16 protein-coding genes are annotated in these 22,677 nt (G+C 48.4%); 7 read left to right on the top strand and 9 right to left on the bottom strand.

The window, feature by feature from the left end:
• Nucleotides 1-120: 120 nt before the first annotated feature.
• Genes AS151_RS11660 through smpB form a run of 3 tightly spaced genes read left to right on the top strand, consistent with a single transcriptional unit; the run spans nucleotide 121 to nucleotide 4,200 of the window.
• A complete protein-coding gene (locus AS151_RS11660) occupies nucleotides 121-1,947 on the top strand; it encodes a hypothetical protein (RefSeq protein ID WP_071517230.1) in 1,827 nt (608 codons plus the stop codon).
• 6 nt (nucleotides 1,948-1,953) lie between these two features.
• Nucleotides 1,954-3,675: a DUF3685 domain-containing protein gene (locus AS151_RS11655; RefSeq protein WP_071517229.1), complete on the top strand. Its 1,722-nt coding sequence runs from the start codon at nucleotides 1,954-1,956 to the stop codon at nucleotides 3,673-3,675.
• 54 nt (nucleotides 3,676-3,729) lie between these two features.
• On the top strand, nucleotides 3,730-4,200 hold the full coding sequence (gene smpB, locus AS151_RS11650; protein WP_071517228.1) for an SsrA-binding protein SmpB: 471 nt from the start codon (nucleotides 3,730-3,732) through the stop codon (nucleotides 4,198-4,200).
• 14 nt (nucleotides 4,201-4,214) lie between these two features.
• Here smpB and AS151_RS11645 read toward each other — a convergent pair whose 3' ends face one another.
• From AS151_RS11645 to AS151_RS11635, 3 genes are all read right to left on the bottom strand, one after another.
• Nucleotides 4,215-5,933 (bottom strand): glycosyltransferase family 39 protein, encoded by a 1,719-nt coding sequence (locus tag AS151_RS11645; protein ID WP_071517227.1) that lies wholly within the window; start codon nucleotides 5,931-5,933, stop codon nucleotides 4,215-4,217.
• A 45-nt stretch (nucleotides 5,934-5,978) separates the two neighbouring features.
• Nucleotides 5,979-7,010, bottom strand: coding sequence for a glycosyltransferase family 2 protein (locus tag AS151_RS11640; protein WP_071517226.1), 1,032 nt, complete (start codon nucleotides 7,008-7,010; stop codon nucleotides 5,979-5,981).
• Nucleotides 7,011-7,193: 183 nt separating this feature from the next.
• Nucleotides 7,194-8,135, bottom strand: a complete 942-nt coding sequence (locus AS151_RS11635) for a lysylphosphatidylglycerol synthase domain-containing protein (RefSeq protein ID WP_071517225.1) — start codon at nucleotides 8,133-8,135, stop codon at nucleotides 7,194-7,196.
• A 277-nt stretch (nucleotides 8,136-8,412) separates the two neighbouring features.
• Between AS151_RS11635 and AS151_RS11630 the strand changes: the two genes are divergently transcribed.
• Entirely contained in the window at nucleotides 8,413-9,366 is a 954-nt protein-coding gene (locus AS151_RS11630; RefSeq protein WP_071517224.1) for a GDP-mannose 4,6-dehydratase, read from the top strand.
• Here AS151_RS11630 and AS151_RS11625 read toward each other — a convergent pair.
• The 4 genes from AS151_RS11625 to AS151_RS11610 all read right to left on the bottom strand — a co-directional run bounded on the left by AS151_RS11625 (nucleotide 9,354) and on the right by AS151_RS11610 (nucleotide 13,956).
• Nucleotides 9,354-10,523, bottom strand: coding sequence for a hypothetical protein (locus AS151_RS11625; RefSeq protein ID WP_139240631.1), 1,170 nt, complete (start codon nucleotides 10,521-10,523; stop codon nucleotides 9,354-9,356). The two genes, AS151_RS11630 and AS151_RS11625, sit on opposite strands and share 13 nt — an antisense overlap.
• 66 nt (nucleotides 10,524-10,589) lie before the next feature.
• The gene (locus AS151_RS11620) at nucleotides 10,590-12,158 is read right to left on the bottom strand and encodes an MBOAT family protein (RefSeq protein ID WP_071517222.1); all 1,569 of its coding nucleotides are present in this window, start codon (nucleotides 12,156-12,158) and stop codon (nucleotides 10,590-10,592) included.
• A 353-nt stretch (nucleotides 12,159-12,511) separates the two neighbouring features.
• Nucleotides 12,512-13,258 carry a hypothetical protein gene (locus AS151_RS11615; RefSeq protein ID WP_071517221.1) on the bottom strand — a complete coding sequence of 249 codons (747 nt, stop codon included), beginning with the start codon at nucleotides 13,256-13,258 and terminating at the stop codon, nucleotides 12,512-12,514.
• An 80-nt stretch (nucleotides 13,259-13,338) separates the two neighbouring features.
• On the bottom strand, nucleotides 13,339-13,956 hold the full coding sequence (locus AS151_RS11610) for a hypothetical protein (protein WP_071517220.1): 618 nt from the start codon (nucleotides 13,954-13,956) through the stop codon (nucleotides 13,339-13,341).
• A 381-nt stretch (nucleotides 13,957-14,337) separates the two neighbouring features.
• On the opposite strand from AS151_RS11610, the gene AS151_RS11605 reads away from it, so the two are divergent.
• The gene (locus AS151_RS11605) at nucleotides 14,338-14,688 is read left to right on the top strand and encodes a hypothetical protein (protein ID WP_071517219.1); all 351 of its coding nucleotides are present in this window, start codon (nucleotides 14,338-14,340) and stop codon (nucleotides 14,686-14,688) included.
• A gap of 212 nt (nucleotides 14,689-14,900) precedes the next feature.
• On the opposite strand, the gene AS151_RS11600 is transcribed toward AS151_RS11605, so the two are convergent.
• Nucleotides 14,901-16,325 (bottom strand): WGR domain-containing protein, encoded by a 1,425-nt coding sequence (locus AS151_RS11600; protein WP_071517218.1) that lies wholly within the window; start codon nucleotides 16,323-16,325, stop codon nucleotides 14,901-14,903.
• Nucleotides 16,326-16,473: 148 nt separating this feature from the next.
• A complete protein-coding gene (locus tag AS151_RS11595) occupies nucleotides 16,474-18,285 on the bottom strand; it encodes a DUF3352 domain-containing protein (protein WP_084639535.1) in 1,812 nt (603 codons plus the stop codon).
• 377 nt (nucleotides 18,286-18,662) lie between these two features.
• Between AS151_RS11595 and rplI the strand changes: the two genes are divergently transcribed.
• On the top strand, nucleotides 18,663-19,127 hold the full coding sequence (gene rplI / locus AS151_RS11590) for a 50S ribosomal protein L9 (protein WP_071517217.1): 465 nt from the start codon (nucleotides 18,663-18,665) through the stop codon (nucleotides 19,125-19,127).
• Between the two features lie 663 nt (nucleotides 19,128-19,790).
• Nucleotides 19,791-22,661 carry a replicative DNA helicase gene (dnaB, locus tag AS151_RS11585; protein WP_071517216.1) on the top strand — a complete coding sequence of 957 codons (2,871 nt, stop codon included), beginning with the start codon at nucleotides 19,791-19,793 and terminating at the stop codon, nucleotides 22,659-22,661.
• Nucleotides 22,662-22,677 lie beyond the last annotated feature (16 nt).

Here is a 22,677-nt window from a genome sequence, read left to right as displayed (position 1 = left end):
CAATCTTTAAGAAAGATGGCTACGACTATCAAGTCAATAAAAGTCAATTATTGTCCAGTAAATCACCTATTAGGAAGTAGCAGTCGGTGTAGCAAGAAACTGGCATTTGTAGAGGAAATCATGGCCACACCCCAGTCCGAACCAAGCGATTCTTCATCAGTGCATCACTCGGTCTCTGCCGGTGGTGGGACTTCGGAAAATGGCAGCGCTAACGCTCCCAATGACGATCGCCAAACCAAATCTACAGCTTCTTCTCCGTCGGGGCGCGGCGGTTGGCTGTGGCTGCTGTTTTGGTTGCTAGCGCTGGCAGCCGTTTTGGCGGTTGTTGCCAGAACCTTGATGTTGCTCTTAAAAACCCCGCCCATTCCCAATTGCGAGCAGGTGGCTTTGCAGGCAGGGAGCAACGCCCCGCAGCAGTTATATTGCGCTCAAAAAGCAGCGAGCTCTGGCGGTACGGAGGATTTGATTGCGGCTTTGGAGGTGGTTGCTAGCTGGCCCCAAGAGGCCCCCCTATACGGTTTGGCAGCCAAATCCCGGGATGAGTGGTCTCACCTACTGCTGGCGATCGCGCGGCGAAAACTTACAGAAGACAATAATTTAGAAGCAGCACTATCCCTCATCAAAGAAATTCCTGAAAACAGCAGCGCCCACCCCCAAGCCCAAGAGGTAGAACAACGCTGGCAAAACCTCCACGACCAAGCCCAAGGATTTTACCAAAGCGCCCAGACTGCTATGAAAAAGCGAGACTGGTCTGCAGCCTGGGATGCCATCCGCAAATTACAAAAATTTCCCCACCAGCCTTGGCAGAAAAAACGCTCCCAACAGTTAGTCGAACAAATGAAAAGGGAACGGGACGCCTGGACCAAGTTAGAACGCGCCCGCGATCGCATGGTTGGGGAAAATCCCCAGGCATACGCCCGGGCCATCGAGATGGCCCGCCAAATCGAACCCAATACCTACGCGCGATCGCCAGCCCAAGCCGACATTTCCCGCTGGGGACGGCAGCTACTGAACGAAGCCTTTGCCGAGATCGACCGACAAAACTTTGACAAAGCCATTCGCATTGCCGAATTGGTCCCCGACCCCACCTACCTGGGTGGGGAAGCGGAAAACCTGGTATTGCTAGCCCGGGCAACGGCCAACCTGCACCAAGAAGATACCCAAACCGCCCTCGGCGATCGCCTGCCTTCCTTAATGTACTTATTTTGGGAAGCACGCGCCGCTGCCAACGCTTTTTCATCCTCAACCCCTTACTTTCCCCATATCCGACAAATGCAACTGGCGTGGCAAGACCACAGCGAAGATTTGAGCCAAATGCAATTTGCCAGTTGGTTCGCCAGTTTGGGGTACAAACCAACCCTGAAAATGGCAGCCCAACAGGTGCAAACCATCTCCCAGCAAAGACCCCGCCGCCTGCACGCGCAAACCCTCAAATCTCACTGGAAAAAGCAAATCCACCGCTTGGAAGATAAGCCCCTGCTGCAGCAAGCCCAACAGCAAGCCACCGGCGGTCAAGTAGAAGACTACCAAGCAGCCATCGAATTGGCCAGCACCATCGAACCCCAAAGTCCCCTACACGATCGCGCTCAATCCTTCATTTCCCAGTGGCGGCAACAAGCCATGCTCTTGACCGACCGACGCACCATTGGCCGTGCCGACGAACTCGCCCAACAGGAAAAATATACCGCTGCAGTGAAACTGGTTGCCAACATTAGCACGAAAAGCCCCCTGTACGAAGAGGCCCAAGAACGCATTCAGCGATGGCGCACCCAAGCAGAACTGGCGGCCCACCGAGCCATTTTAAAAGCTGGTCAAGAACTGGCCACGCAAGGGCAATATACCGATGCCATTATCAAAGTACGGACCATTGCGCCGGGAGAACAATTGTATGCCCAAGCCCAGCAAGCGATCGCTCGTTGGCTGGAAGCTCGTGGGAACGCTCGATAAAGAATTATGACCCAACAGACGGCTATTGGTATTTTACTGGTCCACAGCGATCCGATCTTTCGATTGGGGTTGCGCACGGGATTGGCAGAATTTGCCAATATCTCCTACATCGAAGAAGCAGCCACCACCACCGACGCTCTCCAGGCACTGGCAGATACCGACGCCATTGGGGTCGTACTTTTAGAACTAGCGTTGGCGGGCAATCCCGAAACGGCGATCGCATTTTGCCAGCAATTGCAAGCAGAATCTCCCCACATTCCCATTTTATTGCTGGCTACCGCGGGCGATCGCGCCACCTTATTACGAGCACAAGCCGCGGGTGCCCGGGGATACTGCCCCTACCGAACGCCCCTACCGGAGTTGGTTGCTGCCATGGAAACCATTGCCAGGGGCGAATCTTACTGGCCGCAACTTTCGCAACTGAGCCCTTCCCCAAGCGCAAGCAGGGGATTTTTAGCCCAATGGTGGCAAAACACCGGTACCAGCCACCTGCAGCAAATTGATGTCACCTTAAACGAGCTGCAAGCAAGATTGCGCCAGTGGGATATGACCTTTTTAGAGCGTATGGTTTTTCAAGGGCGAGAGCGGGAATTGCGGGCTGCCCGCTGGTTGGTACGGCGTTTGTGGTGGGTTCGCAACGAAGACCCCCCCACCAATCCACCTCCACCCCAGGAAACCACTTCTCCCTCCCGCGATCGCAAGGCCCCCCTTCCCGTTCCCCAATCCTCCAGCCCAGCGACCCCCGCCAACATGCAATCTGCTCTTTTCGATGCCACCCTGCGCAAAATCCAAACCAACGTGACCAACCTGACGGAAACGGTTTTGGAAATCGATATTTTACGCCCAGAAAAGAAACGGGAACTTCTCTATATTCTTCTGCGGCAGTTGGAAAATCTGCTAGAAGAACTGCGGTTTTCGCAAATCCAACCGGAACAATTGGAAAAGAGTACCGCCACCATCGTGCGGGATTTGTGGCAAATTGCAACGACAGAATTTTTCGGCAAATACTACACCATTTACATCGGCGATCGCGAAGTCAATGTCGCTAGCAGCCTGCTCGAAGAAGAAGCTAGAATTGAAGAAAACATCCTCAGCAAAATTCCCTTCGTTTGGGAATTGCTCGCCCACTTTCTCTTCCAAACCCCCCTACCAGGAGACAACACTACCTACGAGGCGGGGAGTTTGGCTGCCAAACAGCGTGCCGAACTTCTAGTGGACAATCTCATTATTTCCGTAGGCAATGCCACCATCTCACCATTGCTCAACCAATTTGCCGATATCGAAGCCATAAAAAATCAATTTTTCGACCGTCGGGTCATTTCCACCCGGGAAATTGAACGATTTCGCAATAACTTAACCTGGAAATATCGTTTGGCGGAACTCGTGGGCGAACCCAAACAAATTTTTGAAAGCCGCTATGCTTTGTGGACCCTTACCGACACCGGCATCAAACAAATATCTATTTACGCGCCCCGCCGCGGTGAATTGGAAGCTCTTTCTGGTATCCCTTTCATCGTAACCTTGGCTTTGGAAATTCGAGATGCGATCGCCCCCAGACTGCGAGCGACTATCTCTTTTATCGGCAGTGGTTTGGTGTACCTTTTAACCCAAGTCATCGGTCGGGGGATTGGTTTGATTGCCCGCGGCATCGTTCAGGGAATTGGTAGTTCCTGGCAAGACCTACGCACCGATCGAAAAAACAAACAGAACGAAGTGGAGAACCGCTAAAGTCTGTTTAGCAGCTCCTTTGAGAAGCGATCGCGCCGTGATAAAGTAGAGCTTATGACCAAAACCACCAACGCCGGCATCAAAATTGTTAGCGAAAACCGCCAAGCTCGCTTCCAGTACCACATTCTGGACACCTACGAAGCGGGCATTTCCCTGCAAGGCACCGAAGTGAAATCGGCGCGGGAGGGCAAAGTCAACCTGCGCGACAGCTACGCTTTGGTTCGCGACGGTGAAGTCTGGTTGGTAAACACCCACATTTCCCCCTATCATACCGCTGGTAACTATTTCAACCACGAACCCCGTCGCACTCGTCGCCTGCTATTGCACAAACAGGAAATTCGCAAGCTCATCGGCAAGGTCAAGGAAAAAGGGCTGACCCTAGTGCCTTTAAAAATGTATTTCAAGCGGGGATTGGTGAAAGTAGAAATTGCCCTCGCCAAAGGTAAGAAAATCCACGACAAGCGCGAAACTCTCAAACGCAAGCAGGAAAAACGGGATATCGAACGGGCGCTGAAGTACTATTAAAAATCTGCTTCCGGTTAAGAACGCCAACTGGTGATGGTGAACTCATCTAAAATCATGGTTCCTTGGGTCTGTTGAGTTTGTTCTAAGGTATACGCCTGGTTCTCTAAAACCGAGCGCACTTGCTGGCGAAACTGTTGGGCTTGTGCCTCGTTTTGTGGCATTTCCCATACTTCTCTTTCTGCTTCCAACCAAACTATCCGAGGATAGGTGGTTTCTGAGTTGGCTAAAACAGTTTCCAGATTGCTCGCCAAATCCGCAGGAGGGCGAGCTAGCAGTTGTAGCGATGGCGACGGCCAGACGTAGTAAGCCAGACGCAGGATATGCCCCCAAGCGCGGGAGTTCATAATTATTAAGGTATCTGTATTGGGTGTTTGTTCCACCGTAGCGGCGATCGCGTGGAAAGTTTGCCGCTGTCTGAGGGTATAGTCGCCAATACCAATTCCCAAATACAGCAGGAGCAATCCCACCGCAGCCATTTGCTGCCATCTACCAGCAGCTCGTTCCAGCCACCAGGCGATCGCGAGCAACATGCCCGGTAAAATAAACGACAAACCGCGGCCGCCTCCCCAACCAATCGTAAACTGACCGGCAAAAACATCCACGAAAAATCCTAAAAATAGGGGAAACACGCCTATCAAAAGGGCAACCGCCAGGGGTTTGCGATCGCGCGAGCCGGTTGAATTTTTAGTTTGCCGCCACCAACCCCACCACATGGCGACAAGCAGCATGCCTGTCACCGTACCAATAGCCACTACCGCAGCGTCGGAGAGACTTTCAAACCAATCGCCAACCACCAACTGCGCGCTCAAATTGTTAGCCAAACCCTGTAGGTGTTGTAAGGCGACATTTTCTCCTTCACCAGCACCAAATTGATCGAGAACCCAGCTAGCGTTGCGAATTTGCCGGCGAACCCCCCACCAAATCCAGGGCGTAGTTAATAGCGCTGCCAGCAACATTTCGATGGCGTAGTACCACCAGTGGCGGCGGTCCAAAACCAAAACCAAAACAGACAATCCCAGGGCAATATAGGCAAATAAATAGTTGGTTAAAAGCCCAGCGGTGACGCTACCCACGAAGACAACACTCCAAACTCCCTGATAGAGGAAATACGGCCGTTGGCTATCGTTTTGGGCGGGAGAAGCTTGTCGCAGTTCGATTAACGTTATCAAAGCCAACGTACTGAGGAGCGCCCAAAAAGGCATGTAGCCATGCATGCGAAATTTGAGGGAGTGAGACAGAAAAAATGGATTGGTTGCCAGCAAGGCAGCAAACAATAATCCTCCGCGATGGGAGAGCAGTTTTCTGCCCACAAAGTACGCTAATGCGATCGCTGCAATCCCAAACAGCACCACCAAAGAACGGGTAGCCGCTTCGTCATTGCCAAACAGACGCAACCAAAAATGCTGTAAGACATAAAACAAGGGAGCGTGTTGGTTGGTGGTCACGCCTTTGAGAACATCTTTCAAAGTATTGATGGCATCGACCAAGCTCGTGTCTGGTGGCAGTTGCAAATAGCTAGCATACTGAGCCAGAGAAACCGGTTCGCTGCCGGGACTTTCGTAGGCTATCCGTTGTCCGGTACAAAAAATTACCGACAGGATTTCATCGTACCAATATTCTCGACTTTGTAGGTTTGCCATGCGCCACATCACCCCAACTGCGATCGCGATGCTAGAAAAAATTTCCAGCGATCGTTTGTGGGCGAACGCATTGGTGAAAAGATTTTTACCCATTATTCAAACGCCAAAGCTTGCATTTTCTTCATTTGTAGCAGATGCTTACCCTGTTTTTTGATGGTTTGAAATCTTGTTAGAACCGGGTTCAACAATTTCGCGAATGCGGTAAATTGGTCTGTCTTGAGACTCGTGATAGGTACGCATGAGCACCTCTGCTAGTAAACCAAAGCTAAATAACTGAACGCCAGCCAACATTAACAAAACAGCTAGAATGAGCAACGGGCGATCGCCAATATCTTGACCTTGAAATATTTTTAAAAATGATAGATAAGCACCAATCCCCACCCCAGCGATGGTTCCTATGACACCAAAAAAGCCAAATACGTGCATGGGGCGGGTTAAGAATTTTTGGATAAAAAACACCGTCAACAAATCCATCAAAACCCGAAAGGTTCTCCCCAAGCCGTACTTGCTGCTACCAAAACGACGCGGGTAATGTTTGACGGGCATTTCAGCGATGGTTGCCCCTTCAATAAACGCCAAAGCCGGTAAAAAGCGGTGCAATTCTCCATAAAGATTCATATCCGCCACCAACTCGGCACGATAAGCTTTCAAAGAACAACCGTAATCGTGCAAGCGGACGCCGGTTGCCTTACCAATCATCCAGTTGGCAATTCTAGAAGGCAACAACCTCGTTACCTTGGCATCTTGCCGTTCCCGACGCCAGCCGCTGACCAAATCGTAACCTTCCTCCAACTTTTCGATGAGATGGGGAATATCGGTGGGATCGTTTTGCAGGTCGCCATCCATAGTTACCACGACCTTACCAGTAGCCGTACGAAACCCAGCCGACATGGCAGCGGTTTGCCCGTAGTTGCGTCGCAGCAAAACCGCCCGCAAATCGCTACGCTGTTGGGCAATTTGGCGGAGCAAGTCGGTGGAGCCATCGCGGGAACCATCATCCACCAAGACAATTTCGTAGGTAAACGAGCTGTCTTGCATAGCCGTTGCGATCGCTTCTACCAACTGCTGCAAACTGTCCACTTCATTATAAATAGGTGCTACCACAGAAACATCCGGTACCGTAGCCGGAACTTGCGTATCCCTCTTGTTTTGAGATGTTGTTGCTTCCATAAAAAACCATTAAGAAACTCAAACCAAAATCGCTATTGTTGTTTTACTGAGAACGCCATCAAATTTCAGGTTGACCGAGCTCAAAAAATCGTTCAACCATCATATTACTCAATTTGTTCCCACCAAGAGGCTCAAGTTTGACTTTAATTTCCCTCGTCAGGGAAATCTCCCGCCTTGACAAATCTAATTTTCTACATCTTTACCTACCTGCGATCGCGAATTGGAAAACAACCAGCCCATCCCCGCACCGGCAGCTTCTGCCAAAATACTAATGACGCGATAAAAAGCCACGCATACCAACACCAAAGCCGGCGAAAAAGAACCATCGAGCAAAGCCAACGATGTAGCCTCAAACACCCCCATGCCGCCTGGTGCCCCCGGAATCACCAATCCCAGCAACCAGGCAAAACTAAAAGCACTGATAACCAGGGAAAATTGCGCTGCCGGAACGCTTTGAAAAGCCCAAAAGGCAACCAGAAACCCAGTTCCCCGCAACCCCACAAAAATCAACTCTCCCAACAAAGGCAGCAAAGGATAGCGCTGCAGTCGAAACGTGGTCGCCGGAGCGTCAGTTTGGTTGCGGATTTTGGTCTTTGCCTTTCCCAACCAGTGTACAATCGGGTTGAGAATGCGCGGGTGAACTCCCATCAGGATAGCCAGTAAAATCGGAATCTGTATCCCCAGCCTCCCCTGTACTTGGGTACTGGTCACCGCGATCGCTAGAGCCGCCGCTGCCATCAGCAACGGTTCTACCACAACACTTAACGCCGCCGCTCCCACAGACAAGCCTTTGCTTTGCGAGGCAACAACGCGACCGTAGAAATGCCATACATTGCCCGGCAAATATTTGGCAATATTGGTTTGTAAAAAAACGCGAACCGCCCATCCCAGGGGCACTACTTGCTGAAATTCTCGCAAAATCCACCCCCACACCAAAGCCGACCAAACATGGGCTACCAAGGTAATGGCGAACGCCGCAGCCAGCAGCATGCCTCCTTGGGAACTTACGCGAACGGCAGCCACTTCTTGCCATCGGTCTTTGAAAGTGGTAGCTAGAAAAAATAACGTAGCGCCTAAAACAGCCCAGCGCAGAAAAGATTTGAGACGTTTGCCAATTTGCTTCATGGGGAGGCTACCTGGTGGAGGATATGGGACTATGGAATCACTAGCAAGTTCGCCCTTGCAAGGATCCCACGATGGAGAATTTGTATGTTTTCCGGTTAAAAACTGGCAAAAGGCTGCTAAACCGTCGCATCCATCAAGTCATTTATCAAATCTTTAAATTTTCGCCGTGCCACTAAACGTACAATTCTGCTCAGACGACAGATGGTTTCTGTTGTATCTATAATAAAGGTTATTTGCAACTACCGCTTGCAATCGTTTGATATTTTTACTTGGTTTTATGAAAACTCATTTAATTACTGGCGTGGCTGGTTTTATTGGTTCCCACCTTGCCCAAACTCTTCTAGAGCAAGGATATGCAGTGATTGGAGTTGATGAGTTCAACGACTATTACGATCCCCAGTTCAAGCGGCAAAATGTGGCTGCGCTTTTAGAGCAGGAAAATTTTCAACTAATAGAGGGGAGAATTGCCGATATCAATTGGTTGGAACTGCTGCAAGATGTGGAGGTGATTTACCACCAAGCTGCTCAAGCAGGGGTGCGCGCTAGTTGGGGAGATGGTTTTTTTGCCTATACCGAACGCAATGTGGATGCCACACAAATTTTGCTAGAGGCGGCGTCGAACTGCACCCATCTCAAACGTTTTGTGTTTGCTTCTTCTTCATCCGTGTATGGCAATGCAGAAACGTTACCCACCAGCGAAGCCATTTGCCCGGATCCGGTTTCTCCCTATGGTATTACCAAACTGGCTTCCGAACAGCTTTGTCGGTTGTACTATCAAAATTTTGGCGTTCCCATTGTCGCGCTGCGATATTTTACTGTATACGGTCCTCGCCAGCGCCCGGATATGGCGTTTCATAAGTTTTTTAAAGCCATCTTGCACCGGGAAGCGATTAATATTTATGGTGATGGGCAGCAAACCCGCGATTTTACGTTTGTGCGGGATGCGATCGCGGCTAATTTAGCAGCGGCAACCGCCGAGAAAGCTCCCGGTGAGGTACTTAACATTGGTGGTGGGTCGCGGGTGGTGCTGGCAGAGGTGATCGACGCCATTGAAGAAATTACCCAACGGTTGGTGCAGCGTCGCTACGTGCAAAAAGCCATGGGAGATGCCAGGCATACAGCAGCGGATATTTCCAAGGCTCGGGAAATTTTAGGATTCCAGCCGCAAGTTTCCCTGCGGGAAGGTCTGACTCAACAGTGGCAGTGGATTCGCCAGGTTTATGGGTCGTAGGCGGGTTGCGGTTTGGGTCGGTAGCTGCGGTACTGTCGGTACAATTGCTGCACGCGCTCCTCGACATTTTCGGGGGTAACCAAAACGCCAAAATCGTTGGGTATGCTGACCTTTAAGGGATTGTTGGAGGCTGACGGGGTGCGATCGCGGTTTTGCCAGATTTTGGTGAGCACCACATCGCCAATTTCCTTGGTAAAGTGGCTGGTATCGTAGTAGTTGCGGTCGTTGGTGGTTACGGGATTCAAACCGGAAAAATCCCACACTTGACCGGCCATCTCTACCACTTCGCGATACCACCGAATGTAATCGTCGATATCAAATGCTGTATAGCGAACTTGGTTGATGGGATTGATCGCCACCGTGCGATCGATATTTTTCTGGTCTAAAGCCGCGATGGCTTGCCGGTATTCCGCCAAAGCATCCACATTTTTGACAATGGGATTGGGTTTTTCCCAATCGTTTAACGCGCGAAACTGATTGCCTACATACCGATCTTCCCCTTGGTTTAATTGAATGTAACGTTGGTTCCAAAAATGCCCCGTATCCACATGAAACAAATAATAAGTATCCTCTTTTAAATTTTCCTGGATGCATTCGTAGAGCGTGTTGGGTTGAAAGAGTAAGTATTTGCCATAAAACTGAGGGGGAAAGATACCGCTAACATCGGGGTGGTCTTGACGAAATAACTCTAATGGGTTGATTTTCCCGTAGCCAAAATCATAATCCAAAGCCACAATTGCCTGTTGGATGGGTTCGTTTTCTACCACCCATTCTACTTTGCGTCGCAATCCTACGGAATTATCTCCTTCCCCGTTCATGTTATAGTAAGTCAAACCAGATAATTTTCGCGCGGATTCTACATTGTAGAAGTTGGCGCGAGAGGTACCAAAAATAAACCCCTTATAGGCATCCGTATCTTGCAAATGCTCGATTTTTAAATACCGAGTATTGGGGGCAAAGTTCTTCTGGTTAAAATCGGAAATTCCAAAAACTTTGTAGGGGTCGATGCCTATAGCAGGTATCGTTTGGAACACCATGCAAACAGCTACAACCACCAAGAGAAAATTGCGAATGTAGTGTTTGTGGGGGTCTGGCAATTTCAGGGAGGAGGATTTGCTTCGATTTTTTTGGGGATATTCCCATATCGTTCGCTTCATGGGCATGATAGAATAATTGACAATAGCAAAACCTCTTGTTTGCTATACAGAGACCTAGGGAAACATTTAAAACTGGAAGTAGAGGAACTCGCTGGGTCGGAGAATAAAGACAATGCTTAAAGCAGCTGCTACCCCGGCAAATATGGACCAGAAAAGATTGGGATGCCACCTAATTTGGGGCGAAATTCCCTTGGTTTTTGGATCGGTTGGTTCGTGGTTGAGAGCGGGGTAGTAATGTTCTAACAATTGTTGCGTATTGGGGGCAAACAAGGCGATCGCGGAGGCGACAGCAATCCAAAGAATTGCTGCTACAGAAGGCAGTTCTGTGGTACCGCGTACCCCTTCAAAGGGAAAAACACTTTCCGGGAGAAAACTGAGTACCCCAGAAAGCGATCGCGGCAGGGAAATCCCATGGCCTCCAAACATAGCGTATAGCATATTGCCAGCAGCGGACATACTTTCGGCGCGGAAAAATACCCACGCCACCATCACCGCGAGAAAAGTCAATCCCCATGCTAGCCAACGACCCCACCAGGTACTTTCTTGTAAATTATGTCCCCATTTCTGGCGCAGTTGCTGCCACTGGCGATGAACGACCAAATAGCCACCGTGCAATCCCCCCCAAAAAACAAACGTCCAACCGGCACCGTGCCACAAACCACCCAAAAGCATGGTAATCATTAAATTAACATAGCGCCGGCGCTGTCCCTTGCGATTTCCTCCTAAAGGAATGTAGAGATAATCCCGCAAAAAACGGGATAGGGTCATGTGCCAGCGACGCCAAAAATCGGCAATATTGATTGATTTATACGGCGAATTAAAATTTAAAGGCAAAACAATACCAAACATTCTGGCAGCACCAATCGCCATATCGGAATAGCCAGAAAAGTCAAAATAAAGCTGCATGGTATAGGCTAATGTACCGCACCAAGATTCAAAAAAAGTGAGCTGGGTGCCATCCAAAGCTGTTTGAAAAACTGGAGTGGCGTAGAGGGCAACGCTATCGGCAATAATGACCTTTTTAAACAATCCAATGGAGAAAATGGTGAGCCCAATGGCTAGATTTTCTCCTTTCATTTGATAGATCGTTTTGCGGGCAAATTGCGGCATGACCTCTTTATGCAAAACGATGGGACCGGCAATGAGTTGGGGGAAAAAGCAAACGAACAAACAGTAGCGGAGGAAATTATATTCTTTGGTTTCTCCTTGGTAGGCATCTACCAAATAGGAAATTTGTTGGAAGGTAAAAAAGGAAATTGCCAGGGGTAAAACAATTGAACCGATTTGAAAGTTCGTGTTGGCTAGGGCATTGACGGTATCGACAAAAAAGTTAGCATATTTGAAGTAGCCAATTAACCCTAGGTTCACAGCAACGCCGATGGCGAGAAATCCCCGACGACCGATAAGAGGAATTGGTTTTTCGTGGGTTAAAATCGACCCAAAGCTATAGTTAAAGACAATGGAAAATAATATTAAACTAAGATAAGCCGGGTTCCACCAACCGTAGAAAAATAGGGAACAGAAGACTAAAGAACCAATGGCCCACTGGCGGCTTTGCAACCTACCCAATAAGAAGAATAATGCTAAGGTGGCGGGCAGAAAGAAGAAAATAAATTCATAGGAGTTGAATAGCATCAGTATCCTTTTTTCCGAAACAAGGACAGTTGATTAGGTTTTACAATGGAGGGTGTTTTTTTACTACAGAGCTACGTTCAGGTTAGCATTTCAATCGGGAAAAGGAGGCTTTCTGGTATGAATTTTTTGTAAAGGGAATTTGGTTTTCATTATGTTCGATTGATTTGCTTGCAGAACTTACCTAGCGATCGCGAGGATTGATTTTTTATCCGATACAGCTGGTTATCAAATCCTATTTCATTTGGTAGATGCTGCGATCGCTATTCTCGTTAGTCTTTTTTAGCGTACCCAGAAATAGGTCTCGATCGCTGGTTTCCCAAAATTTACAGAATCTTTATAATCGGAGCACCTTCTCAGTCAATTTCCTGGGGGGTTTTAGAGCGTTGGCGTTGCTTTTGCCTCAAAGGCAAGGAAACCGGCGGCTGTTTGCCGGAATGCAAGCTGTGGGATGACCCCAACAGGCGCAAACTTTCTGTAATGGCTTTGCGAACGATGGGTTCTGGTTCTTGCTTGAGCATCAGACGCAAAGCATCGGTGGCTAGGCGGCGAGAATCGATATGGATGGTGTTAGTTGTAGGGGATTGGCGAACCAGTTGGGGTAGTTGGCGAACGGCTATCAAGCGGGTAATGGCATTGCCATCGCTAAGTTCGGAGAGTTTTTGCTGTAGGGGAAATTCGGTTTGGGGGGAAGTATGGCGGTTGGCAGTAGGTTTTCCCAAACGTAACCAAATCGCGAAGATCCCTAATACCTGTAGCAACAGGGCAATCACCAGCCAGAAGTTGGCTAAAGAAATAAAACTGGTAAAAATCAAATAGGTAGCCAGCGTAGCGAAACCACCTATACCAACAGCACGGAAAAATTTTGGGTCGCTTTGCTGCCAAATTTGTAACAGTTGGCGGCGATATTGCCACCAGTTTTTCCCGATACCTTGATGGGCTGCGATCGCGCTCAATCCCCCAACGCCAATAGCAAGCAGCAGTTGCCAGTTCCACAGCAGCACCATGTAGGCAGCGGCGAGCGCCACCCACCAATGCCTTCCAGGGATTTGTGGGGAACGGCGGTAGCGAGAGCGAACTTGTTTGTACGAACCCTTAGCCACAGATCTTTCCTATGGAATTGCCTAGTTTTAATAGAATATCCGATCTGGGCTCAAAACGAAAATCCCGGCCCCAATGCCAATTAAAATCCAAAGGTTAAATCGTCTACGGTTAGCTGACCGTTGAAGGTCTGGAAGGTCACCCGATGGATGTGGGCAGATTGCAGGTTGACTTCCATATTGGCGGGAACAGTGGCACCAGATATGGCTAAATTGCCTTGAGGAATTTCTGTTTTTGCTAGCAGATTGTCGTTTTGGTCGTAAGCTTTGACCACTGTGCGGCTGGAACTGGTGACAAAAGCACAAACCAATTGTACGGGATATTGAAAGCAAATTTCCAAAAACCCACCTTTGGGGGCACCCATTAGCAGGGTAACGCCGGAGTGGGGGGGATAGGCGGGATTGGAAGGATGGATGGCGATCGCGTTGTGGAGGGTAACGCCCCAATGCTGGAACTGTTTTTCTACCACTTCAAAGCATTTTAAATCTTCCAAATCCAAACGGACCAAAGTTGGGGCGGCATGCGGGTTGATATATTGGGATAGATTGGGTTGTGTGTAGGGAGAAACCAAAATCGCTTTGCGAATGTCGATTTGGCCGTTTTCCGTTGTTTGGCGGGTGGCTGTTGGCTCTACCATAAACGTTTCTTCCCAAAGGGGAATGGCGGTTTTCCTCGATGTTGGCAATCCATTGAGTTGCATGTTGGTTTCCTTGACAAGCGACGCCGAAAATTATCTTGTTCTCGCATTTTTCAGCGATAGACAGCGATAATCCGGACGTTTGGCGTCGGAAAAGCAAACGAGTTCGACTCTGATGGGGGATTCCGTGTTTTTACCAGCTACCAGTACCGAATGTCTCTTTTTGCGATTTCCTGGGTACTGACCCCCTAGGTACTTGAGGGGTTTGACCCCACATCCGTTTATTATCTCTCATTCTCAGAAAAATGGGTAGCGATCGCTGAAATCCTGATTCATAGACTTGGGAGAGTTAATGACGTAGTGTCAACAACAAGGTCGCTTTGACAGTAGCACTTGGCATTTTTTAGAATGAAAGTGAAGCGGAGGACGTAAGGAGGTTCTCTTATGAGAAAATGGCTAGTTGCGGGCATTTCCGCTTTTGTAGCAACCTCCGGATTACTTGCAGCCACCTTGGTTCCGGCTAAAGCTGGCGATCGTATGGAAAAAGCTGACTACAATGTGACACCATTTGAGCTTGTCAGCTTGGCACGTCAGGGAACCTTGAGTGACGAAGGCATACCTAGCTATGCTGCTCTCAATTCTCGCTTCCATCAAGGGGAACTACATGCGAAGGATCTGGTCGAAGCTGCGGTCGAAACCGGTCGCCTTCCTGACGCAGCTATGAACGATGAAGAGTACTTAGCTTCCGTAGAAATGCAACTAGAATCCCTAGAAAGACCCAGCGATAACGACTAACATTTCTAGGGTTGCTTGCGTTGGAGAGCGCCTCTGCGGGGAAGTAAGTATTTCCCCATTCCCTAGATTGTCGTAAACGCCTGTATTTTAGAGGATTTCGATCCTCGTTCCTAAGCGAGGCTAGCCCATTTTTGCTGGTAGCGGTGAGTTTTCGTAAGCTCACCGCTATTCATTTGGTTGGTAAAATATAAAGAAAAAAGCCATGCGATCGCTCAATCGACAAGCTTTTTAATTTCTCCATAGGCTCGATAAAAACCGCTGCGGGAGGATTCGCGGATTTCAGAAACCAGATAGTGCGCTCCTTGTTCGCGGATATTGCGGGGAAATTGAACGTTCCAATCCTGATGGTAGCCAGGAGAAACGACGCGAACCCGCAGTTTCCCCCCTTCGCGAATACAGCGAACGAGCACGCCACCGTTGCGATCGCATGTGGTTTCCAGTTGGTCGGAAACCTGGGTTCCTGGTTGTGAGGGCGCTTGTAAGGTAGCCGTTTGCGGGAGATTGCCCGCTTGGGCGGAAGCGATCGCGCTTTCACTCACATCGAGACAGGCAAGATAGCCACTGGTGGTCACCACATACAGTTTTTGGTCGTACCATTGCATTGACAGTGCCGAACCACATTGGGTGGCTAGTTTCCAAAGTCGCTTTCCCGCGCGATCGAAACAATATACAGAAGAACAGTTATCGCCAGCAAAAATATATTGCCCATCAGACGAAGCCGCGCAAGCGTAAACCGACGCATCGCACTGGCATTGGGTGCGTTGTTCCCCCGACTTGCGAAACTCATACACCAGCCGATTGGAAGTGCCCGCATATACTGTTTCCGCCTCCTGCCAGCCAAACAACACGCTGCCTTGGGTGGGGCAGTGCCACTGTACGCGCCCTGCTTCTAGATCGTAGCAAGTTACTCCTTTGCTATGTCCGTGGTAGACCCCCTGGCGATCGCAGCGTACCATCCAGCCGGATTTTCCCTGAGACAGGCGCACCCAGTGAAACTCATCCTCGGGATGGAATAACGCCACCTGACCGTTGGCATCAGAAACTGCAAGTAAGCCATCGTCAATATCTAACCAAAAAATATCTACATTTTCATCAATTTCATAAGCCAAACGTGGGATTTTTCCCGACAAATCGTACACATTACCATCATCACAGCCAGCATAAATCCAAACATCGTCAGCCACCAGACATTTTACGCCTTCGGGAAGTTGGAACTGGTTGAGAATTTGTCCTTGAGAATCCACGGCAAATACCTGACCGGCTTGGTTGCCTACCCAACAAGCTGACGCGCCGATAAAAATTCCAAAAGCAGGGGCACCAGAGTTAAATTTCCACAGAACCGGGGCAGAACGAGCGTTAGAACGGCTGCTGGTGGTGGGGCGGCGGGTGATGGGACGTTTTTGGCGTACGCCCATAACTGCGGGTTCGTAGCCTTTGCGTATTTTTTCCTGAATTTTCTTTTGCGCGGCAGCTTGGGCTTTTTCCGGGGTGGGATAGTTGCTGGTTTGGGTGCGTCCGCGATCGCCAATACGTCCGTACCGAATGGTGACTTGCGTACCTTCAACTGTGACTTCGTAGAATTTATGCGAGGTACCTTGTTCTTCAGAAAGTTCCAAGTAAGTTTTATCCCCTGTCACGATGGTTCCTCCATGGATAAAAGTAGGATATTTTCGTTTTTTCTCCTAAGTAGCTTTGATTGGACAAAGCGATCGCGAGAGATAGAAAATACCATCCAATTGCGATCGCTGGTTGCTGCCCTACTGCGATTTCCCACTCAGCCCAATTTTAATTTTCTGGTTGGGGAGATGGGGAAGCTCCGCTGTCGGCGTTGACTTCGCTGGTTTCTTTCAGAGAAAACAACATTTCTAACTGACTAGTGGACTGATTCTGCCAATTCGCCGTGACGCCAACGCCGTTCATAGAATCCAAAACAGCTCTGGTTTCTGGGGGAATGCCACCATTGTTGGAAAGTCGCGGTATATTGTTCAGAATAGAAACCATTTTATCCATATTCAAATAGAAATAACCCACATTAGATTGGGGCAACGTATTGGTTACTTCTTGAAACTGGGAACTATCGGATAAATTCTGAGCGCCACTTTCCACAAAACTGGAAGGCAAACCGTTGCCCAAAGCAACAAAAACAGAATTTTCATCCAGCCAACCATGCCCCAACAACGCTCCTTGTGCAGGCACCTGCCATTCAGTAACTTTTATATCGCCCACTTGTTTTTCACCAAAGCTTAAAAAGGGCGCTTGCTGTTTGGCAACATCTTGAATTTTTTGTAAAGTAGACTCAGCCCGGTCGCGATCGCTAGTTTGCATAACCACAGCCAGCCCCATGCCAACTTGCCCAAAAAGGCCCGTATTGGAAGCAAGGGGAACTGAGGCAACGCCAAACTCGCCATCCATCCAGCCAAAAACTTCATCGGCATTTAAATTTACCGATTGCAGCGCCGAACGAATTTGCTCGACAAATTGCTGTACTTCTGGATTTTCTTCGGCTTGGGTTTGCAACTGCGACCAAACTCGGTTAATTCCAATACCACTGATTAAAGCAATTGTATCTTGAGGGAACCGTTTGAGAACTTCGCCGGGGGATTGCTGTTGGTAGCCTTCCGGCAAATTGCTGGGGTCAATTTGACTGAGAAACCGCATGCGAATGCCTTCGCCATCCACACCCACACCAGCGACAATGTGTTTAATATTTTGTAGCTGTGCGATGGTTCCTTCCGATAGTTGCGGGGCATCTGGAGAATTCGCCGATAGTTCCCGAACCAATTTAGAATAATCGGTTATGTATACCTGGGCAATTGGATTGTTAACTTTGGTTCCCTGTTGGAGAACATTGACAGCGCCGTCACTATCAGCAAAAGAGGCTTCTCCTTTGGAAGTATCGATTGCCCGTTCCACATTTTGACGTTTGGGGGAAAGCAACAAATGGTTCCCCAACCTAGCAAAATAGTTGGTCTCTTCTGGTTGGGTGAGTTCAAAAATCGTGACGCCTTGATAATCTGTTTCTTGAACCTGGGTTCCTTCCCGATCTTGCATTTTACTAAAAAAATCCAGGGCTTTGGTTTTATTTTTAATCCCCACTACAAACAGCGCGCTTCCTGGCGCTGGGGCGGTTTCGGCTTGGGTCGGTTCTGCGTTGCCGTTGGCGGAATCACGAGGTGAGTTAGATTGGGAATCTTCAGGATTGGTGGTAGAGGTATCGCCACTAGGCATGTAAGCCAACATTATCCCCCCTACCCAGGGTTGGATGTCTTCCTGAAAAGTAATGTCGCTGCCTTCCCAAATTTCCTGTTGTGCTTTTTGTTGGTTTTCTTCTACTAAATTCTTCAACTCGGGCGTACCAAAGTTTTGCAGTTGCGACCAAGCTTTGGTATCAGTGTAGATATAGCTGGTCACCAATGCCTCGTCGGGAACCAATTGGGCGCTTCTAAAGGGGGAAAGCTTTTGCCCGGGGGTAGAACGAAAGAAATAAAACCACGATGCAGCCCCAGCAGCGGCAACCACCGCTATCCCCCCAATGAGGATTCCAGCTTTTTTTAAACTCGATTTGTTGCTTTTTGCGGCTTCTTTATTTTCTGTCATTGAGTTGTCACTCCCGTTGTTTTTATCCGATTTGGTTCTAACACACAGTTTCCCCAGAAATGGGAAATATTTGTCTTAAATTTGCACTTGACCAAATTTCTTTTGCCAGCAGCCAATACAGCGTAATAAATGGATATCGGCGAATTTGCAGGCGGAAAGTTCCCCCTGGGGGTTGCGATCGCGACGGTTGTTTTCTAGTATAGTAAGATCTGAGCCAATAGAGTAGCGTACTTGGTTCGTGCCAACCGAACGGCAGCAAGACCAGAACTCCCGGCCAAACAGCGGTTTTGTCGGGTTCTGCCAGTTTGCTGTCGGTTTGCGCGTGCTGTCAAAACTGCATTTCGTGTATAAGCTACGAACGTCAACGAAGGAAGACCATGCCCAAAAAACGAGTACAGGTTGTTTTAAACGAAGATATCCGTAAATTGGGAAACAACGGCGATTTAGTAGAAGTTGCCCCAGGCTATGCCCGTAATTACCTGATTCCCCAACATAAAGCTGTCTTTGCCACCCCTGGGGTTCTCAAACAAGTGGAACGACGCCGCCAAGCGGAACAAAGACGTTTGGAAGCACAAAGACAAGAAGCCATTGCCTTCAAAGATTCTTTGGAAACCATCCATCGTTTTCGTATTGAACGACAGGTTGGCGAAGGCGAGGCCATTTTTGGTACTGTAACCAACCAAGACGTTGCCGAAGCGATTCAAGAACAAACTGGCAGAGAAGTAGACCGCCGCGGGATTTCCCTACCGGATGAAATCAACAAAATTGGTTTCTACAAAGCCCACGTGAAGTTGCATTCCGATATTACGGCGGAAATTGAAATCCAAGTAGCTCCCAGCTAACCGGTGGCGAAGCCATGGGGTAGGGGTGTTCGCAAAACGCCCCTACAGGGGGTCAGGTTTGCCAGCCAATTCCAGTTATTTTAAATTTGAAATACTGCAAATGGTACTCAATTGGGGAAGACCCTCCTTTGACAATCTCACTTCGTTGGGTGTATCTAGATGGATTCGCTATAAGCTAACTCATCCCCGGCGCACGGGAACCCTCGGCGAGCATTTTTCCGCCCTGTGATGGACGTACTTTTAATGCAAATGTAGCACATTTTGACGGCGGCGACCGCACGGGTCGCTTTTCATCCCTGCGGGGGAAGAGGCAGGCTTTTCAAGCTCCCGTCTTTTTTCGTAAGTTCCTCATAGACTCGGGGAATGGCAATCCAACGGAGGAACTCCCGGCATTGCAGCCGGGGTTCTAAGAGCGATTGAATCTTATTCAAGCAGGTTTTATAGAATTGAAAAATGTTATACGATCTTTTTCAATTTTTTATTTTAATTTGATTTGCTAGCTTTGCCCTAGGAAAGCAACTAGGTTTCGCTATAATTGGTTTTGTCGATCGTTTTATCAAACGACAAATTGAACTTGAACTGTTCTCCGAATCTGCGGGGAACTATCCGGGGATTTGTCCCCATAAAATTATAAGTATAGATGGCAATAGTAACGGGCATTTTATGGTTAAAGAGCTAAGTTTCCAAGATTATAGCGATCGCTTGCCGCCCCAAAATATAGAAGCCGAAGAAGCAGTTTTGGGGGGGATTTTGCTCGACCCAGAAGCCATGGGGCGGATTGCCGATTTGTTAATGCCGGAAGCTTTTTACATTCAAGCTCACAAAGAAATTTATAAGGCGGCTTTGGCTCTTTACAACCAAGAAATGCCTACGGATTTAATGAGCGTAACCACTTGGCTTTCCGACCGGGAAAAATTAGATAAAGTCGGCGGTCAAAGCAAGTTGGTTCAACTGGTAGAACGTACGGTCAGTGCGGTTAATATTGACCAGTATGCCACATTAATTGTTGATAAATTTCTCCGGCGGAAATTAATTCAATCGGGCAACGAAGTGGTGCGGTTGGGATACGATACCGCCACCCCTTTATCGCAAATTTTAGATAAAGCCGAACAGCAAATTTTTAATATTACCCAAGACCGACCCCAACAAGGATTGACCGCCATTGGCGATACCTTGGTTCGTACGTTTGAAGATATCGAAGTTCGCCACGAAAATATTGCTTTACCGGGGTTGCCTTGTGGTTTTTACGATTTGGATGCCATGACCGGTGGTTTCCAGCGTTCCGATTTAACTATTGTAGCTGGCAGGCCATCCATGGGCAAATGTTTGACAGCAGATGCGGAAATTTTACTGGCAGATGGTAGCGTTCGCACGATCGCAGAAATTGTTAAAAATTCCGAAAACCGTCGGGGTAGTGCCCCCGTACCTACCCCGACCAGCGAGTTGTTAACCCTCGGCAAGGATGGACAATTTACATTTGCCAAACCGAGTGGATTTTTAGATGATGGCATCAAGCCCGTTTTTTGGGTCAAAACCAGGCAAGGGCGATCGCTAAAAACCACCATAACACATCCTTTTCTAACAGCGGACGGTTGGCAATCCCTGTCCCAATTGCAAGTAGGGGATAAAATTGCCGTACCTCGCAAACTAGAAGTTTTTGGGCAGCAAAGAATTTCCCAAGAAAAAGTAGAACAGTTAGCCGACCAGGTCGCAGAAGGCATTGCCAGTAGGGGCGCAACGCGAAGCGCGGGCGCAACGCGAATTCCCCCTATAATTTTTACGCTACAACGGTCTTTGGTGGTTCGATTTCTCCAGCGTTTGTTTGCCAGCCAAGGAAAAATTGTCACCCTCGAAAATCAATCGGTTTGTATCGTCTATCCAACAGAAAAACAAAAAGTTGCCCGACAGCTACAGCATCTTTTGTTGCGATTTGGCATTGTTGCTGCTGTAACCAAACCAGATAATAACCATGGAAATTGGCAGGTAGAAATTTGCGATGGTCCGAAATACCGGTGCCTTGGGCACCATCGCGATGCTGTCGAAATATTTCTTAACGAAATCGGCGTATTTCAACTCGGGGGTCCTTCTCACTATCAAAATTCTCTATATAAGGGCGATTCGCGAATCAACCCTACTGCCAGTGTTTCTCAAAAATCATTGCCAGGAAAACAAGCAGCCACAGCCACCGCGACCTTAGAAAAAGAAGCAACCCCAGCATCAACCGCCAGCCATATTTGTTGGGATGAAATTGTTGAAATTACGCCCCTGGGCAAACAGCGAGTATACGATTTAACCATACCTCAAACCCATAATTTTGTTGCCAACGACATTTGCGTTCACAATACCAGTTTTGCGCTGAATATTGCCCGCAATATTGCCGCTTTTCACGAACTGCCAGTGGCGGTTTTCAGTTTAGAAATGTCCAAAGAACAATTGGTACAGCGTTTGCTTTCTGGGGAAGCGGGAATTGAGAGCAATCGCCTGCGCGCCGGTCGCATCAGCCAAAGCGAATGGGAACCGTTGGGAAATGCGATCGCGAATTTATCGGAATTGCCTATTTTTATTGACGATACCCCCAACATTACCGTCACCGAAATTCGTTCCAAATGTCGCCGTTTGCAAGCAGAACAGGGTGGCGAATTGGGATTAATTTTGTTAGATTACTTGCAGTTAATGGAAGGTGGAAACAGCGACAATCGCGTACAGGAATTGGCCAGAATTACGCGATCGCTCAAAGGATTGGCCAGAGAATTACGAGTTCCCTTAATCTCCCTATCCCAGTTAAGTCGTAGTGTCGAAACCCGCAACAACAAACGCCCCATGATGTCCGATTTGCGCGAATCTGGCTGTTTGACGGGGGATACCTTAATTTTTTGCGCGGATACCAACCAAACCGTTCCCATTCGAGATTTAATGGGCAAATCCCACATTCAAGTTTGGGCGTACAATTGGGAAACCCAACAATTAGAAAAAGCCACCGTTAGCAATGCTTTTTCCACAGGCATTCGACCAGTTTATTGCCTGCAAACTCAAAGCGGATATAAAATTAAAGCCACCGGCAACCACAAATTTTTCACCCCGCAAGGATGGCAACGTTTGGATCGACTCGCAAAAAGCGATCGCATCGCGATAAAATCCGAACCAGTCCTGCCATCAGTATCGAAATTTACAGACAAAAACCTATCAACCCATTTTGCCAATCAAACATCCCTTGCCACCCTACCCAAACCGACTCAATCTATCCTTTGGGATAGCATAGCCAGCATCACCCCCCTCCCCCAAGAACGGGTTTACGATTTAACCGTTCCCCACCTACACAACTTCGTCGCCAATAATATTGTTGTCCACAACTCCATCGAACAAGATGCCGATTTGATTATCATGTTATATCGGGACGAATACTACAATCCCGATACTCCCGACCGCGGTTTGGCAGAAATTATTATTACCAAACACCGTAATGGACCCACCGGAAATATCAAATTACTATTTAACCCGCAATTTACCCAATTCCGCAATATGGCTGCCCAATAGCAGTTGCCATTTTCCC

It is taken from the genome of Geitlerinema sp. PCC 9228, from assembly GCF_001870905.1.
Lineage (GTDB): Bacteria > Cyanobacteriota > Cyanobacteriia > Cyanobacteriales > PCC-9228 > PCC-9228.
The sequence above is the reverse complement of the archived record's forward strand: the minus strand, read 5'-3'. Positions and strand labels throughout refer to the sequence as shown.